Here is a 13,788-nt window from a genome sequence, read left to right as displayed (position 1 = left end):
CTGTCGCGCTAGCGTCACAGTCAGGTCCTTGCGCAGGGTGGTTTTGCGCAAGAGGAACAGAAAGAATTCCCCATGGCGGAACGCAATCCGCCGGACATCAAACGGGGGCACGGAAAGAACAGGGGCGGCACGTCCGGCAAGGTAGCCGATTTCCGCTACAAGCGTCCCTCCCGGCCCGACAAGCGCCCCAAGAAACAGGGGGGCGCCAGCCGCAAGGCCAAGCCGCGCGGTGACAATCCATTCGAAGAACAGATTTCCGCTTCCACCCCGCAATTCTCGCGCGGACGCAAGCAGGCCTATGCCGCGCTCGATCTCGGCACCAATAATTGCCGCCTCCTGATCGCGCGGCCTTCGGGCGAGAATTTCACAGTGATCGATGCCTTCAGCCGCGTGGTGCGGCTTGGTGAAGGCCTCGCGGCAAGCGGCCGCCTCTCTGACGAGGCGATGGAGCGCACGCTCGCCGCGCTCCATGTCTGTGCGGAGAAGCTGCGCCGCCGTCATGTCCACCTCGCCCGTTCGGTCGCGACCGAAGCCTGTCGCCGTGCCGCCAATGGCCCGAAGTTCATCGAGCGCGTGCGCAAGGAAACCGGCATCGTGCTCGACATCATATCCGCGCAGGAAGAGGCGCGGCTCGCCGTGCTGGGCTGCCACATCCTGCTCGAGGATGGAGAGGGCCCCGCGGTGATCTTCGATATCGGCGGCGGATCCACCGAGCTGGTGCTGGTCGAACCGAGCGGCGCAGTGCCGCGCATCCTCGACTGGATGAGCGTGCCTTGGGGCGTGGTTTCGCTGACCGACACGATCACCGGGTCGGACGACAGCGAGGAGCTGCGGCTGGACCGCTACCGCCGCATGCGCAAGACCGTGCTCGACAGCTTCCGCCCCTTCGCCCAGCGTATCCGCGACTTTGCGGAGGGTGAGCATCCGATCCGCCTGCTGGGCACCAGCGGGACGGTGACCACGCTGGCCAGTCTCCACCTCGAACTGCCGCAATACGACCGGCAGGCGGTCGACGGGCTGATCCTGCCCTCGCAGGCGATGCGCGACATTTCCTACAAGCTCTCGCATATGAGCGGCGACGATCGGCGCCAGCTGCCTTGCATTGGCGACGACCGCGCGAACCTTGTGGTGGCAGGGTGCGCGATCCTCGAGAGCATTCTCGATATCTGGCCATCCGAGCAATTGGGCGTGGCCGACCGCGGCATTCGCGAGGGCATATTGCGCAGCCTGATGGCCGCCGATGCCACGGGCGAGCGCAGCCGCGCGGCACTCCAACGCATGCGGGAGCAGGACGTATGAGCCGTTCGGGCAAGGACAAGGACACGCGGGTTCGCACTGCGCGGAAGCGGAGTGAATCCTCCACCCGCTGGCTGCAGCGCCAGCTCAACGATCCCTATGTCAAACAGGCCAAGGCCGACGGCTACCGCAGCCGCGCGGCTTACAAGCTGATCGAAATGGACGAGAAGTTCGGCATCCTGAAAGGTTCGAAACGTATCGTCGATCTCGGCATCGCGCCGGGCGGCTGGGCGCAGGTGGCGCGCAAGGTCGTGCCCAAGGCGCAGGTCGTCGGCATCGACCTCTTGGAAGTCGAGCCCATCGAGGGTGTCGAGATCTTCCAGATGGATTTCATGGACGACGATGCCCCGCGCGTTCTCGAGGAGGCGCTGGGCGGCAAGGCCGACCTCGTGATGAGCGACATGGCCGCCAACACCGTCGGCCACAAGCAGACCGACCATCTTCGCACCATGGGCCTGGTCGAGGCCGGTGCCTGGTTCGCGGTCGAGAACCTCGAGAAAGGCGGGACCTTCCTTGCCAAGGTGCTGGCCGGCGGGACCGACAAGGACCTGCTCGACCTGCTCAAGAAGCATTTCAAGACGGTCAAGCACGCCAAGCCGCCTGCGAGCCGCAAGGGATCGAGCGAGTGGTACGTTATCGCCCAGGGGTTCAAGGGCTGAGATAGCGGGCACAAAAAACCCCGCTCGCTGGCGGGGTTTTTCTTTGACTTGGGAGACCGGGGATCAGTCGATCTTGGTCGCGCCTTCGTTGTCGCCTGCGGCGTTGGCCGCAGCGACCGGCTCGTCCGCGCCCATCGCACCGGCGGCTTCGGCTTCGCTCGGCTCTTCGCCTGCTACGGCAGGATCGGCCCCTTCTTCAGCGGCTGGCACGTATTCCGGCTTGGCCGGTGCGCCGCCGTAGGTTGCCATGAATTCCATGACATTGGCACGGTCTTCGATCTTCGACAGGCCGGCGAAACTCATCTTGGTACCATTGGCAAAGCCGCGCGGGCTTTCCAGCCACGCGTCCATGTTTTCCCAACTCCATTCACCGCCTTTTTCCGAAAGAGCCGAGGAATAGGCGAAACCGGCAGCGCCACCGCCGATGGCCTTGCCCATGATGCCGTAGAGATTGGGACCGATGCCGTTGGCGCCACCCTGATCGATTGTGTGGCAGGCGGTGCACTTGGCGAATACACGCTCGCCGGCGGCGGCATCGGCGGTTTGCAGAACTTCGGCGAGGCTCGGGCCAGAAGCGACTGGACCTTCGGTCTCACCTTCGACGAAGTAACCCGGCTCGAGACCTTCGGGATAATCGTAGCTGTCGGCATGGAAATACATGCCCGAAGCGATCGAGGCGCCGAGCGCGACGATGCCCGAGAAGAGAACCCAGCCGGAAATGGTGTTGAAACGGTCGTCCATTGCGTGATTGCCTGCGTGAATCCGTGTGATCTGTTGGTTGGGCGCCGCTCTAGTGCCGCGCGCCCGCTCGCGCAAGTGCACAGGTGGCAATAGAGCTTGCAGGCGGCAAAATGGCCGCTAACACACGGCCCCCATGCGTACTTTCGCCCAGCCCGCCGTCGACATGGTCGACACGATGCGGCAAGCCGCCGCGTCCGATCCTGCGCGCGCCATCGCATTCGGCGGTGCGCCCGGCTCGAATTCGCACCAGGCGGCAATGCAGTTCGACCCCGAATGCCTTCCCCTGCCCTATCTCGGTTTCGAGGACGCGCTCGACGCGGTGGATAGCGGGCGCGCGGGTTGCGCGATGATCCCGATCGAGAACAGCCAGCACGGACGGGTCTCGGACATCCACTTCCTGCTGCCCGAAAGCGGGTTGTCGATCGTGGCCGAACATTTCATGCCGATCACCCACGCGCTGATGGCTACCGGACCAGGACCGTTCGAAGCGGCCTACAGTCACCCGCAAGCGCTGGGCCAGTCGCGCCATTACCTGCAGGAACGCGGTATCGTCGCGCTCGCTCATGCCGACACGGCAGGCGCGGCGGCCTATGTGGCGGAGATGCAGGATCCGAAGTTCTGCGCCCTCGCCCCGCCGATGGCTGCGGAACTCTACGGCCTCCAGATCATAGAGGAAGCGGTCGAGGACGCTCATGACAACACCACGCGCTTCGTGGTGCTGGCGAAGGAACCTCGTGATCCCGCGTCGATCGAGGCAGAGACCGCGATGACGACCATGATCTTCGAGGTGAAGAACGTGCCCGCAGCACTCTACAAGGCGCTCGGCTGCTTTGCCACGAACGGCGTCAACATGACCAAGCTGGAAAGCTACCAGAAGGGTGCGAGTTTCGCCGCGACCATGTTCTTCGCCGATATAGAAGGCGCGCCGGGAGACCCGCGCGTCGACGCCGCGCTCGAGGAACTGGAATTCCAGACTAACGAAGTGCGCCTGCTCGGAAGCTATGCGCAGGCGAGGAAACGCGGCTAGCGCATCCCGCTAGAACCCGGCGCAATAGCTTTCGAGGAAGTCCTTGTGCAGCGGCAGGCCTTCCGCCCGGGCGCGGAGACTGGCCGCAATCTGGCGTATATCGCGTGCGGCGGCCTCCGCGCTGGTTCGGTTGGTCAGCGAATGGACCGCTTTGGGCAACAGGTTCTGGCCGATCAGCACCTGCGACCACGATCCCAGCTGGAACAGGTGGCCGCCGTCTATCGTCAGCCTGCCTTGATGCTCCCACAGCTCGAGTAGCTCGGTAAGCGTATCGGGTACGTCCATCGACGCACAGTGGCGCCAGAACTCGGAATCGCCGCGCTGGTTCACCTTGTAGTGCGCGATGATGAAGTCGCGGATCTGCGTCCATTCCTGCTCGACCAGCACGTTGTAGCGATCCCGCAAAGCCGGTTCGATCCGGCGCGAGGGGAAGAAGTCGACCAATCGTTCCAGCCCGGTCTGCACCAGGTGGAGGCTGGTCGATTCAAGCGGCTCGAGGAAACCCGCCGACAGGCCGATCGCCACAACATTGCCCGACCACGCATTCTTGCGCCGCCCGGTGGTGAAGCAGATCAGGCGCGGCGTGTCCCTGGCTGGCGTGTCGAGACCGGAAAGCAGCCGTTCTTCCGCCGCTTCATCGGTCGAGAACGCACTCGAATAAACATGCCCATTGCCGATCCGGTTCTGCAGCGGGATGCGCCATTGCCAACCGACATTGTGCGCGATCGAACGGGTGATCGGGATGATGCCGCGCTCGTCTGGCGCGCTCGGCACGGCTAGCGCCCTGTCCGAAGCCAGCCAGCGCGACCAGTCTTCGAACGGCTCCTCCATCGCCTCGCCGAGCAGGAGGCTGCGAAAGCCGGTGCAATCGACGAAGAAGTCCGCAGCCAGTTCGCGCCCGTCGTCGAGCACGACATGGGTCACATGACCGCTCTCGCCATCGCGGCCTACCGAGGCGATCTTGCCCTCGACATGGGCGACGCCACGCTGCTCTGAAATCTTGCGGAGGAACTGCGCGTAGAGCTGCGCATCGAAGTGGTAGGCATGGACCAGCCGGTCGCCGGGATTGCCGGTCGGCTGGCCCGGCAGGCCGAAGCGCATTGCGTTTGCTGCCGGGCGTGCGAGGTAAAGGTCTTCCCAGGCGGGATAATCGGCGAGCCCCGCCGATTGTCCCATGCGCCACCAGTGATGCAACCTGACTAGCCCGTCGAGCTCGCGCCCGACATTGCCGAAGGCGTGCAGGTATTTCTCGCCGCGCCCGCCCCAGTTCTCGAACTCGATGCCGATCTTCATCGTGCCATTCGTGGCAGCGAGGAAGGCGCGCTCGTCGATCCCGCAGAAGCGGTTGAACTTCTTGATCGGCGGAATCGTGGCCTCGCCCACACCCACGGTGCCGATGGCGGAGCTTTCTACCAGCGTGACCTTCGTCTTGGGACCGAGCGCGGTAGCCAGCATGGTGGCGGCCATCCACCCGGCCGAACCGCCTCCGACTATCAGTACATCCGCAATCGCCTGGGGCTGAGAATTATCACCGTCCATGGTCATGGATCGGGCTTGTGCTGGAACTGCCCGCAAAATGAAAGTCCGCTCTTGCCGGCCGGTGCAGCGATGCAGTGCGGTGGATCGGGAATGCGGGCCGGACGCGAATGTCCGACCCGTTTCCTCCGCCTAGTCGCGCCAGACGAGCCGCTTGATCAGCACATCGCTCATCAGCGTGCGGTATTCGGCGCGGTTGGCCGATGCTTCCTGCGATTGCTCGATAGTGCTTTCCATCATCGCGCGATACTTGCGCCCGCGATCCTCATATTCCTCGTTTGTCGCGAACTGGTCGAAGCGGGTGACCAGCCAGAGGTCGGGCTCGCCCTGCCGGGCATGGGTATTGCTCCAGATCTCGTAGCTTTCGATCCACCCCTGCTCGACTGCGAAATCCATGTTCTTGCGCCACACACTGGCCAGGTGGTTCGCATATTTGAGACCCGCACCGTCGTGGATGTCGATCGATGTCACTTCGATCCATTCGGCACCTTTCAGCGGGTACTCATCCTGGGCAAAGGCGGCTTGCGGCGCGGCCATTGCCAGCACGGACGCGCAAAGGGCGGTTTTCAAAAGGCGTTTCATAGATATGATTCCTCACTCACTGGGTTCTGCGACCCATTGATGGCGTGAGGGCCATAGAGCGGCCCGTTGCGGTTTTTTAGCAGTCCCCCAACGCTGGCGCGACACTGCGCCTGCTCTCGGGGCGAGTCAAAGCGAGCCAGCAAGGTGCTGAAATATGGAATCTTTCTTGCATGAGAACATTAACAGGGCGCAGGGCGAATCGCCCTATTCATCGCCGTAGATAGCTACCTCGTTGACGCCCTCGCTGGTCGCGCGGCCGCGATACATGCCGGCGGTGTTGAAGCTGTAGAGCGCATGGCCCTCGGGCGTGACGAGGATGATCCCGCCGTCTCCGCCGAGAGATGCGACGTCGCGCATTACCTCGTCTGCTACGAGCTGAACCATGTAAGTTCTTTCTTCGGCACCCACCGGTGTGCTGCTCATGCTGAGCCAGTTCATCGTCTCGAGGAAGCGCAGCCGCGCACATATCTCATGCGCCACACCGACGCGGATGAAATACTCGCCCCAGCCCGTCGCCGAGACCGCGCAGGAGCGGTTGTCGGCATAGGTGCCTGCGCCGATCACAGGGCTGTCGCCGATGCGGTTCCAGCGCTTGCCGGTCATCCCCCCGGTCGAAGTGCCCGCGGCAAGGTTGCCATGGGTGTCGAGCGCGACCGCGCCGACCGTGCCGAACTTCGTGTCGACATCGAGCGATGATAGAGACCTCGACTTCATCCGTTCCAGCGCCTCGCGGCGGAATTCGGTATCGAACCATTCGTTCGGCACGCGCTCCAGCCCGTGTTCGCTCGCAAAAACCTCCGCGCCCTCGCCCGCCAGCATCACATGCGGACTGTCGGTCATGACCTTGCGCGCCAGCAGGATCGGGTTGCGAATGCCCGTCACACCCGCGACGGCGCCCGCGTCGCGATCGCGCCCGTCCATGATCGAGGCGTCGAGTTCGTGTCCGCCTTCCCATGTGAACACCGCCCCGCGTCCGGCGTTGAAACGCGGATCGTCTTCGAGGATCAGGATCACCGCCTCGACCGCGTCGAGCGCCTCGCCACCTTCGGCCAGCACCTTGGCCCCGGCATCGAGCGCCTGCTGAAGCGCGGCACGATAAGCCGCATCCTCTTCCGGCGTCATCTTGTCGCGGGCGATTGTGCCCGCCCCGCCATGGATCGCCAACGACCATTGGCCCTCGGCTTTTTGCGCGATGGCGGGAGACGACATGGCCGTGATCACAAGCGCGAAAACGGCAGCGAGCGGGGTGAAAAATCCTCTCATTACGCCGGGATAGCACCAAAAGTTATCCACTCAATCCCACAGGCGCTTTTGGATAAATTCGCCATCGGTGTTAGCCCCGACGCTACGGAAACCGAAAGGGGAGAGGTTTCATGATTTTCGATAGGTATCGCTTCGACGAGCAAGTCGCGCTCGATCTGGGTGAAAAGCTGCTTTACGCAGTCATCGCCCTGATCGCGACATGGCTGGCGGCAAGGGCCGCGAAATGGGCTTTTGCCAAACTCGTAGACACGGTCGACTTCTTCAAGCGCGGGACCGGCAGCGGTGTTTCGCTCGGGGAATCGCTCGGCAAGATCGTCAGCCTTCTGATCTGGCTGTTCGGCCTCTTGATCATTCTCAACATCCTCGAGCTGGGTGGGGTCGCAGGACCGATCAACAGCCTGCTCGAGAATGTCGTCGACTTCCTGCCGAACCTCCTGTGGGCCGGCCTGATCTTCTTCATCGGCATGATGGTGGCGCGGATCGTGCGCGATTTGGTCGTGACCACGCTGCAGGCTGTCGATTTCGACAAATGGGCCAATCGCGGCGGGGTCGACAATGTCACCGGCAACACCGCGATCAGCAAGACCATCGGCACCATCGCCTATGTGCTGATCGCGATACCGGTCGCCATCGCTGCGCTTGAACAGCTGGAAATCCAGTCGATCAGCGAACCGGCATCCGACATGCTGCGGATGATCTTCGCGGCCATCCCGAACATTATCGCGGCGGCTGTGCTGCTCGGCATCGGCTATCTCATCAGCAAGTTCGTGGTGCAGATCGCCAAGGAGATCCTGCCGGGTCTCGGCGTCGACCGGGCGCTGTCGGAAAGCGGCCTTGTGGCAGAAGGGACCACGGCGAGCGGGATCATCGCCCGCATTGCACAGGTGGCGATCATCCTGTTCTTTGCCATCGCCGCGACGCGGATCCTCGGATTTCCCGAACTGACCGCGATCCTCGACCAGCTGCTCGAGTTGGGCGGAAGAGTGATCTTCGGCGCGGTGGTGATTGCCTTCGGCTTCCTGATCGCAAACCTCCTCGCCCGCCTCATCTCGGGCGATGCGGGGAGTTCGACGGCGGGCACCATCGTGCGCTGGGCGACGATCATCCTGTTCGTCTTCATGGGCCTGCAGTTCACCGGCATCGGCGGGATGATCCCCGCCAATGCGCTGACGATCCTGATCGGCGGCGTGGCCGTGGCAGGCGCGCTTGCCTTCGGCCTCGGCGGCCGCGACTGGGCGGCGCGCAAGCTTGAACAGATGGACAGCGACCTCGGCGGAGGTGGCACGGCGCCCACTCCGAAACGCCGCAAGGCTGCCGCACCGACGAGCGACGATCCGCTGCCGCCGGGCGCGTAACCGGATAACAACCGACCCTTCGGGAGCGTGGGTCATGCAGGGGGCGCGGGATAAATTTCCGCGCCCCCAATTCTTTGTGCTACGCCGCTCGCGAACAAGGAGAGGCGACACATGGACGCATTCGGATTTTCGAGCACTGCCGACGAGGTTCTGGCCGACAAGGACCTGAGCGGCAGGACCGCGCTGATCACCGGCGGCTACTCAGGCCTCGGACAGGAAACGGCGCGGGCCATGGCGGCCAAAGGCGCGCATGTCATCCTCTCGGGCCGCGATGCAACCAAGCTATCGGCCGCAGCCGATGCGCTTGCCGAGCAGACCGGTGCGAAAATCGATACGCTGGTGTGCGACCTCGCCTCGCTCGACAGCGTGCGCAAGGCGGCCAGCGAGGCGAACGAGCGCTTCGACAAGATCGACCTGCTCATCAACAATGCCGGGGTGATGGCCTGCGACGAGGCCAAGACCGCCGACGGGTTCGAGATGCAGTTCGGCACCAATCACATCGGCCATTTCCTGCTGACGAACCTGCTCATGCCGCTGGTCGAGAAAGGTGAGCGCCCGCGCATCGTCAACCTCTCGAGCCGCGGACATCACATCGCCCCGGTCGACTTCGACGATCCCAATTTCGAGAACCGCGAATACGAGAAATGGACGAGCTACGGTCAGTCGAAGACGGCCAACGTCCTGTTCGCCGTCGGGCTTGAAGATCGCCTCGCCGGACGCGGTATCCACGCCTACGCGCTCCATCCGGGCGGCATCCACACCAATCTCGGTCGCCATATGAGCGAAGAGGACATGGCGAACCTCGTCGCGCGCATCCGCAAGGCCGCCGAGGAACGCGGCGAAGAGCCCCAGCCGTTCAAGACGATCCCGCAAGGCGCGGCCACGACCTGCTGGGTTGCCACGACGGACCAGCTGGAAGGCGCAGGTGGGCTCTATTGCGAGGACTGCCACGTCGCCAGCGAAGACAATGAGGATACCGGCGGCGGTGTACGCAGCTATGCGGTGGACAAGGACAATGCCGACCGCCTGTGGGCGATGAGCGAGGAAATGGTCGGCCAGCAATTCGCCTTCTAGGCGATCCGCTCGACCATTCCTTCGGACAGCCAGCGACGGAGCATGGTGCCGGCCAGCTCGACGGCCTGCGGACCGGCCTCCTCAACAAGCCGGTCGCACGCTTCGCCATAGGTTGCGCCAGCCATCATAGCTTCGAGCGCGCGGCCTTCTGCCGCGTCGACCGAGATAAAGACGGGGCGCTCGCCTTCGCGCCAGACGATGGTCGCCGCCTTGTCGGTGTGGCAAGCAATCTCGACTTCGCCGGCATCCTCGCCAAGCGAGGACCACAAGAGCTTCAGGTCATGGCGCGTGGGCCTCACCTGCAGGCCGGGCAGGAATTCGAGGCGCAGCGAAACCCAGTCATCCTCGCCGAAAGTCCCGGCAGCTTCCAAGAAGCTCTCGGTCGACAGCGGCTCTGCATTGCGCGCGACGAAGGCAAGGTGCATCGCCCATTCGAGCCACGCCAGGTCAGCCACTTCGGGATCGTTTGCAAAGAGCTCGCCGCAGGTCTGCGCAAAGCCCTCGCCGGCAAGATCGAGGGTCCAGCTCGAGGGCGGATGCGTGATCACGTGATGTGCGGCTGCGCGGGCGAAGCTATCTTCGCCGACCAGCCTCTCGGTCCGCTCGAAGTTCGAGCGCAAGGCCTCGACCAACGCAGAACGGTAGTTGTTGCGATAGATCTCGATCCCGGCCGCATGGCGCGCACCCCAATCGCCGGGCAGCGCTCGCTCTTCGTCGAGCAGGCTCTCCATGAAGGCGGCCTGGCGGGCGGCTAGATCGCTCATGCTGCGATCGCTCCATCCGCCGCGGCTAGCGTTCGCGCGCGGTCGAGCTCGGCAATAAGTTCGGCGAGAGGCGGGATGCCATCGTCGCGTTCGATCATGGTGGCGACCGGCCCGGTGCGGGCGATTGCAGAGGCGTAGAGCGCCCAGACTACGTCGCAGACCTCGCGGTCGTGCGTATCGATCGTAATCGGGCGATCCTCGGTCGCGGGCGTATGACCAGCGAGGTGGATCTGGCGCACGCGGTCCATGGGCAGGCCGTCGAGGTAGTCCTGCGCCGAGAAACCGTGATTCTGCGCGCTGACATAGACGTTGTTGACGTCGAGCAGGAGGTAGCAGCCGGTCCGTCGCGCCATGGCGGAGAGGAATTCCCACTCGCTCATCTCGTCCTCGGGGAAGGTGAGATAGCTCGACGGGTTTTCGAACAACATGGCGCGTCCGAGTGCTTCCTGGGCGTGGTCGATATTGTCGCACACGACATCGAGCGCCTCACGCGTCAGCGGCAACGGCAGTAGGTCGTGGCTGTTATGGGCGCTGGTACGGGTCCAGCACAGATGGTCTGAAACCCAGAGCGGTTCGATACGCTCGGCCAGCTTTCGCAGCCGCGCAAAATAGTCGTGGTCAAGCCCGTGGGCCGATCCGACGGACATCGAAACGCCGTGGAGGATAACCGGGTGTTTCGCGCGCACCTCTTCGAGGATGCGCAGCGGCTTGCCACCTTCGACCATGTAGTTCTCGGAGATCACCTCGACGAAATCGACCGGCACTTCACCTTCGAGGAAATCGGCATAATGCGTCCGGCGCAGGCCGAGACCGAAGCCGTGGAAGGGGTCGATCGAGTGCATCGGGTTTCCTTGTCGTTGATCGGGAATGGAGGCGGCCCGGCGCGAGACGGGTACTAGGGGGGGTCAATCCCGAGAACGCCGGGCCGCCATCGAAGCCCGGGTTTAGCCCAGGTCTCCGATCGTGCCGCCCTTGGCGAGGCATTCACCGGCCTTCATGGCCTTGAAGCCGTGGCCCTTGCATTCGTTCTGGCCCTTGCAGGCATTTTCGCTGGTGGCGCAGTCGGCCTGGCCCTTGCAGCTGTGGACGCCGTAGCAGTGCACGGTGTCTTCGGCGTTGATCGCGGTTCCACTGCTGCCTGCGGGCGGTTCGGCAGCAAATGCCGACAGCGAGGAAAGTGCGAAGGCCGCTGCGGCGGCTGCGGTGGCAGCGGTCTTGCGGGTGGCGGTGTTCATGGCATCAAATCCCTTATGTATGTGTCGTGCGGGTGTGCACGAGGGGACATTCGCGCCGTCTCGCCCACCGGTTACAGCGCAGAAAAATTTTCGCGGCGCGTAACCGCATGCCGATCTTCCCCGAATGACAAGCCAGTTCCGGCGACATTCTCTCCGGACATAACCGAACAACTCACACGGAAGAGACATGCCATGAATAGCCAATCGATTGCCCGCCTTGCCGGCCTCGCCCTTACCGCCGGTGTCGCCGCCACGCTCGTCAGCACCCCGGCTTCCGCCCAGCGCGCGCCGATGGAAAAATGTTACGGCGTCGCCAAGGCTGGCAAGAATGACTGCGCCGCTGGACCGGGCACGAGCTGCGCCGGGACCTCCACTCGCGACTACCAGGGCGATGCCTGGAAGCTCGTGAAGAAGGGCACCTGCGAAACCATCGAAACGCCCAAGGGCAAGGGTTCGCTGACCCCCATCAAGCGCTGATCCTTCGAGCGCCCCCTCTCCGCCAGCATCAAGCGAGACCGACGCAATGCAAACCGTACTATCCCTCTACGAACGGCTGACGGCATGGATTTCCTCCCGCCTGCCCGAAAGCCTTGCACTGCTCGTCACTCGCGTGGCGCTGGCGGGGATCTTCTGGCGATCGGGACGGACCAAGGTGGAAGAAGGCACCTCGCTGACGATCAGCGATACGACCTACTTCCTGTTCGAACACGAATACACCGGCCTCCCCCTCCCGGTGGACCTCGCCGTACCGCTCGCCACCTATGCCGAACATGCCTTCCCCATCTTGCTGGTGGCAGGCCTGTTCACCCGCTTTGCAGCGCTGTCGCTGCTAATAATGACGCTGGTGATCCAGTTCTTCGTTTACCCTGACGCCTGGTGGGCCACGCACATCTTGTGGGTCGCGATGGCTGCTATTCTCGTCTCGCGCGGCGGCGGGCTGTTCTCGCTCGACGCGCTGCTCGCATCGCGGCGCACGCAGTGATAGGCCTGGACAAGGGGAGAGGCCGCCATGATCGCAGATGAAGCCACGATGGCCAGCATGATGGCCGCTTCGCAGAAAGGCGATGCGGGCATGTACCGCGCCCTGCTCGCCGAGATCCAGCTTTGGCTCGAGCGCTACTACCGCAAGCGCGTGGCGCCTTCCCAGCTAGACGACCTCGTGCAGGAGGTGATGATGGCCGTGCACACCAAGCGCGCCACCTGGGATCCTTCCCGCGCCTTCTATCCCTGGCTCGCCGCCATCGCGCGCTATCGCTGGGTTGATCACCTGCGCAAGGTCTACCGTTCGGCGGAAGACGAGCTGGGCGATCACGATGCGCACGAGGACAGCGAAGAAGAGGCGGTGATGGCGCGCATGAGCCTCGAGAGGCTTTTCGTCCACCTGCCCGACAAGCAGGCGGAAGTCATCGAACTCGTAAAGATCGAGGGGCTGACAATCGCCGAAGCCTCGACCAAGACCGGCCAGAGCGAAAGCCTGGTCAAAGTGAATATCCATCGCGGACTGAAGAAACTGTCCGCGCTCGTAGAAAAGGCCGAATAGATGAACCGGGTCCCCAATCCCCTGATCGACGAACTCGCGAGCGATCTTGCTCCCGTCCAGCCCATCCGCCTGTGGCAGGGCATTGCGCTCGTTGCCATGTCCGCGATTGCCACCGTCGTGCTGGTCGAAATAATCGACGGCTTGTGGCGCGGCATCATGGCGGGCCGTGCTTCGGGCCTGTTCTTCCTTGCCAATGGCATGTTCGCGCTGGTCGGTGCAGCCAGCGCGCTTGCGGTGCTGCGTATGGCGAGCCCGCGCGTCGGCAATACGCACGAAGGCGCGCGATGGTCCGCCGCCATGTTGGTGCTGCTGCCGGTCTCGGCGCTGTTCGTCCTCGGCGGCAGCGGGCTGTTCTCTGCCGCATCGCAGGACATTTACGGCTTCGAATGCTTCCTTGCAGGGAGCGCGTTCGGGTTGATCACGGCGGCCGCGCTGGTCCTGTGGCTGCGCCGGGGCGCGCCGGTTTCGCTCAATGCCGCAGGCGCGCTCACGGGTGTGGCAGCCGGGGCCATCGGCACATTCGCCTATGGCCTTGCCTGCCCGATCGACAGCATCGACCACCTCGCCATCTGGCACGCGGCGCCGGTCGCATTGTCTGCCCTGCTCGGCCGCCTGGCGGTCCCGTCGCTGGTCCGCTGGTAAATCGCTTTTGTCGGGCGGAGGCTTGTAAAAAGGTCCTTCGCCCGCCACTCCCTCGCTCCATAGAGGGAGATTCC

The 13,788-nt window shown here is 63.8% G+C and carries 16 protein-coding genes; 9 read left to right on the top strand and 7 right to left on the bottom strand.

Annotated elements, in window-relative coordinates:
* Nucleotides 1–72: 72 nt before the first annotated feature.
* Nucleotides 73–1,299 (top strand): Ppx/GppA phosphatase family protein, encoded by a 1,227-nt coding sequence (locus K3146_RS12860; protein ID WP_221546711.1) that lies wholly within the window; start codon nt 73–75, stop codon nt 1,297–1,299.
* A complete protein-coding gene (locus K3146_RS12855; protein WP_221546710.1) occupies nt 1,296–1,955 on the top strand; it encodes an RlmE family RNA methyltransferase in 660 nt (219 codons plus the stop codon). Before K3146_RS12860 ends, K3146_RS12855 begins: the two co-directional genes overlap by 4 nt.
* Nucleotides 1,956–2,018: 63 nt before the next feature.
* On the opposite strand, the gene K3146_RS12850 is transcribed toward K3146_RS12855, so the two are convergent.
* Complete coding sequence (locus K3146_RS12850; protein ID WP_221546709.1) at nt 2,019–2,696, bottom strand: c-type cytochrome; 678 nt, start codon at nt 2,694–2,696, stop codon at nt 2,019–2,021.
* Nucleotides 2,697–2,829: 133 nt separating this feature from the next.
* Here K3146_RS12850 and K3146_RS12845 point away from each other — a divergent pair, with 133 nt between their 5' ends.
* Nucleotides 2,830–3,723: a prephenate dehydratase gene (locus K3146_RS12845; protein ID WP_221546708.1), complete on the top strand. Its 894-nt coding sequence runs from the start codon at nt 2,830–2,832 to the stop codon at nt 3,721–3,723.
* Between the two features lie 9 nt (nt 3,724–3,732).
* Here the strand turns inward: K3146_RS12845 and K3146_RS12840 are convergent, their stop codons facing one another.
* The 3 genes from K3146_RS12840 to K3146_RS12830 all read right to left on the bottom strand — a co-directional run bounded on the left by K3146_RS12840 (nt 3,733) and on the right by K3146_RS12830 (nt 7,104).
* A complete protein-coding gene (locus tag K3146_RS12840; RefSeq protein WP_221546707.1) occupies nt 3,733–5,268 on the bottom strand; it encodes a tryptophan halogenase family protein in 1,536 nt (511 codons plus the stop codon).
* Nucleotides 5,269–5,391: 123 nt separating this feature from the next.
* Nucleotides 5,392–5,841 (bottom strand): hypothetical protein, encoded by a 450-nt coding sequence (locus K3146_RS12835; RefSeq protein ID WP_221546706.1) that lies wholly within the window; start codon nt 5,839–5,841, stop codon nt 5,392–5,394.
* A 204-nt stretch (nt 5,842–6,045) separates the two neighbouring features.
* The gene (locus tag K3146_RS12830; protein ID WP_221546705.1) at nt 6,046–7,104 is read right to left on the bottom strand and encodes an isoaspartyl peptidase/L-asparaginase family protein; all 1,059 of its coding nucleotides are present in this window, start codon (nt 7,102–7,104) and stop codon (nt 6,046–6,048) included.
* A 110-nt stretch (nt 7,105–7,214) separates the two neighbouring features.
* On the opposite strand from K3146_RS12830, the gene K3146_RS12825 reads away from it, so the two are divergent.
* Both K3146_RS12825 and K3146_RS12820 read left to right on the top strand, forming a co-directional pair.
* On the top strand, nt 7,215–8,459 hold the full coding sequence (locus K3146_RS12825) for a mechanosensitive ion channel (protein WP_221546704.1): 1,245 nt from the start codon (nt 7,215–7,217) through the stop codon (nt 8,457–8,459).
* Between the two features lie 111 nt (nt 8,460–8,570).
* Nucleotides 8,571–9,533: an SDR family NAD(P)-dependent oxidoreductase gene (locus K3146_RS12820; RefSeq protein ID WP_221546703.1), complete on the top strand. Its 963-nt coding sequence runs from the start codon at nt 8,571–8,573 to the stop codon at nt 9,531–9,533.
* On the opposite strand, the gene K3146_RS12815 is transcribed toward K3146_RS12820, so the two are convergent.
* The 3 genes from K3146_RS12815 to bufA2 form a co-directional block, all read right to left on the bottom strand.
* The gene (locus K3146_RS12815; RefSeq protein WP_221546702.1) at nt 9,530–10,297 is read right to left on the bottom strand and encodes an HvfC/BufC N-terminal domain-containing protein; all 768 of its coding nucleotides are present in this window, start codon (nt 10,295–10,297) and stop codon (nt 9,530–9,532) included. The genes K3146_RS12820 and K3146_RS12815 overlap by 4 nt on opposite strands.
* A complete protein-coding gene (bufB, locus tag K3146_RS12810; RefSeq protein WP_221546701.1) occupies nt 10,294–11,139 on the bottom strand; it encodes an MNIO family bufferin maturase in 846 nt (281 codons plus the stop codon). The genes K3146_RS12815 and bufB overlap by 4 nt, the downstream gene beginning before the upstream one ends.
* 102 nt (nt 11,140–11,241) lie before the next feature.
* Entirely contained in the window at nt 11,242–11,532 is a 291-nt protein-coding gene (bufA2, locus tag K3146_RS12805; RefSeq protein ID WP_221546700.1) for a BufA2 family periplasmic bufferin-type metallophore, read from the bottom strand.
* Nucleotides 11,533–11,724: 192 nt separating this feature from the next.
* Here bufA2 and K3146_RS12800 point away from each other — a divergent pair, with 192 nt between their 5' ends.
* The 4 genes from K3146_RS12800 to K3146_RS12785 are packed head-to-tail and all read left to right on the top strand — an operon-like array spanning nt 11,725 to nt 13,714.
* Nucleotides 11,725–12,009 (top strand): BufA1 family periplasmic bufferin-type metallophore, encoded by a 285-nt coding sequence (locus tag K3146_RS12800; protein WP_221546699.1) that lies wholly within the window; start codon nt 11,725–11,727, stop codon nt 12,007–12,009.
* A gap of 46 nt (nt 12,010–12,055) precedes the next feature.
* On the top strand, nt 12,056–12,514 hold the full coding sequence (locus K3146_RS12795) for a DoxX family protein (protein ID WP_221546698.1): 459 nt from the start codon (nt 12,056–12,058) through the stop codon (nt 12,512–12,514).
* Nucleotides 12,515–12,541: 27 nt separating this feature from the next.
* Nucleotides 12,542–13,072, top strand: coding sequence for a sigma-70 family RNA polymerase sigma factor (locus K3146_RS12790; RefSeq protein ID WP_221546697.1), 531 nt, complete (start codon nt 12,542–12,544; stop codon nt 13,070–13,072).
* Nucleotides 13,073–13,714 carry a DUF1109 domain-containing protein gene (locus K3146_RS12785; RefSeq protein ID WP_221546695.1) on the top strand — a complete coding sequence of 214 codons (642 nt, stop codon included), beginning with the start codon at nt 13,073–13,075 and terminating at the stop codon, nt 13,712–13,714.
* Nucleotides 13,715–13,788: the final 74 nt, after the last annotated feature.

Origin of the sequence: Qipengyuania vesicularis (genome assembly GCF_019711415.1) — a bacterium.
Taxonomy (GTDB): Bacteria; Pseudomonadota; Alphaproteobacteria; order Sphingomonadales; family Sphingomonadaceae; genus Qipengyuania; species Qipengyuania vesicularis.
This window is presented reverse-complemented; position numbering and strand designations above follow the sequence as displayed.

Bases quoted from the DNA above. Each gene is read 5' to 3' on its own strand.
- K3146_RS12860 (WP_221546711.1), top strand. From the start codon at position 73: ATGGCGGAACGCAATCCGCCGGACATCAAACGGGGGCACGGAAAGAAC.
- K3146_RS12855 (WP_221546710.1), top strand. From the start codon at position 1,296: ATGAGCCGTTCGGGCAAGGACAAGGACACGCGGGTTCGCACTGCGCGG.
- K3146_RS12850 (WP_221546709.1), bottom strand. From the start codon at position 2,696: ATGGACGACCGTTTCAACACCATTTCCGGCTGGGTTCTCTTCTCGGGC.
- K3146_RS12845 (WP_221546708.1), top strand. From the start codon at position 2,830: ATGCGTACTTTCGCCCAGCCCGCCGTCGACATGGTCGACACGATGCGG.
- K3146_RS12840 (WP_221546707.1), bottom strand. From the start codon at position 5,268: ATGACCATGGACGGTGATAATTCTCAGCCCCAGGCGATTGCGGATGTA.
- K3146_RS12835 (WP_221546706.1), bottom strand. From the start codon at position 5,841: ATGAAACGCCTTTTGAAAACCGCCCTTTGCGCGTCCGTGCTGGCAATG.
- K3146_RS12830 (WP_221546705.1), bottom strand. From the start codon at position 7,104: ATGAGAGGATTTTTCACCCCGCTCGCTGCCGTTTTCGCGCTTGTGATC.
- K3146_RS12825 (WP_221546704.1), top strand. From the start codon at position 7,215: ATGATTTTCGATAGGTATCGCTTCGACGAGCAAGTCGCGCTCGATCTG.
- K3146_RS12820 (WP_221546703.1), top strand. From the start codon at position 8,571: ATGGACGCATTCGGATTTTCGAGCACTGCCGACGAGGTTCTGGCCGAC.
- K3146_RS12815 (WP_221546702.1), bottom strand. From the start codon at position 10,297: ATGAGCGATCTAGCCGCCCGCCAGGCCGCCTTCATGGAGAGCCTGCTC.
- bufB (WP_221546701.1), bottom strand. From the start codon at position 11,139: ATGCACTCGATCGACCCCTTCCACGGCTTCGGTCTCGGCCTGCGCCGG.
- bufA2 (WP_221546700.1), bottom strand. From the start codon at position 11,532: ATGAACACCGCCACCCGCAAGACCGCTGCCACCGCAGCCGCCGCAGCG.
- K3146_RS12800 (WP_221546699.1), top strand. From the start codon at position 11,725: ATGAATAGCCAATCGATTGCCCGCCTTGCCGGCCTCGCCCTTACCGCC.
- K3146_RS12795 (WP_221546698.1), top strand. From the start codon at position 12,056: ATGCAAACCGTACTATCCCTCTACGAACGGCTGACGGCATGGATTTCC.
- K3146_RS12790 (WP_221546697.1), top strand. From the start codon at position 12,542: ATGATCGCAGATGAAGCCACGATGGCCAGCATGATGGCCGCTTCGCAG.
- K3146_RS12785 (WP_221546695.1), top strand. From the start codon at position 13,073: ATGAACCGGGTCCCCAATCCCCTGATCGACGAACTCGCGAGCGATCTT.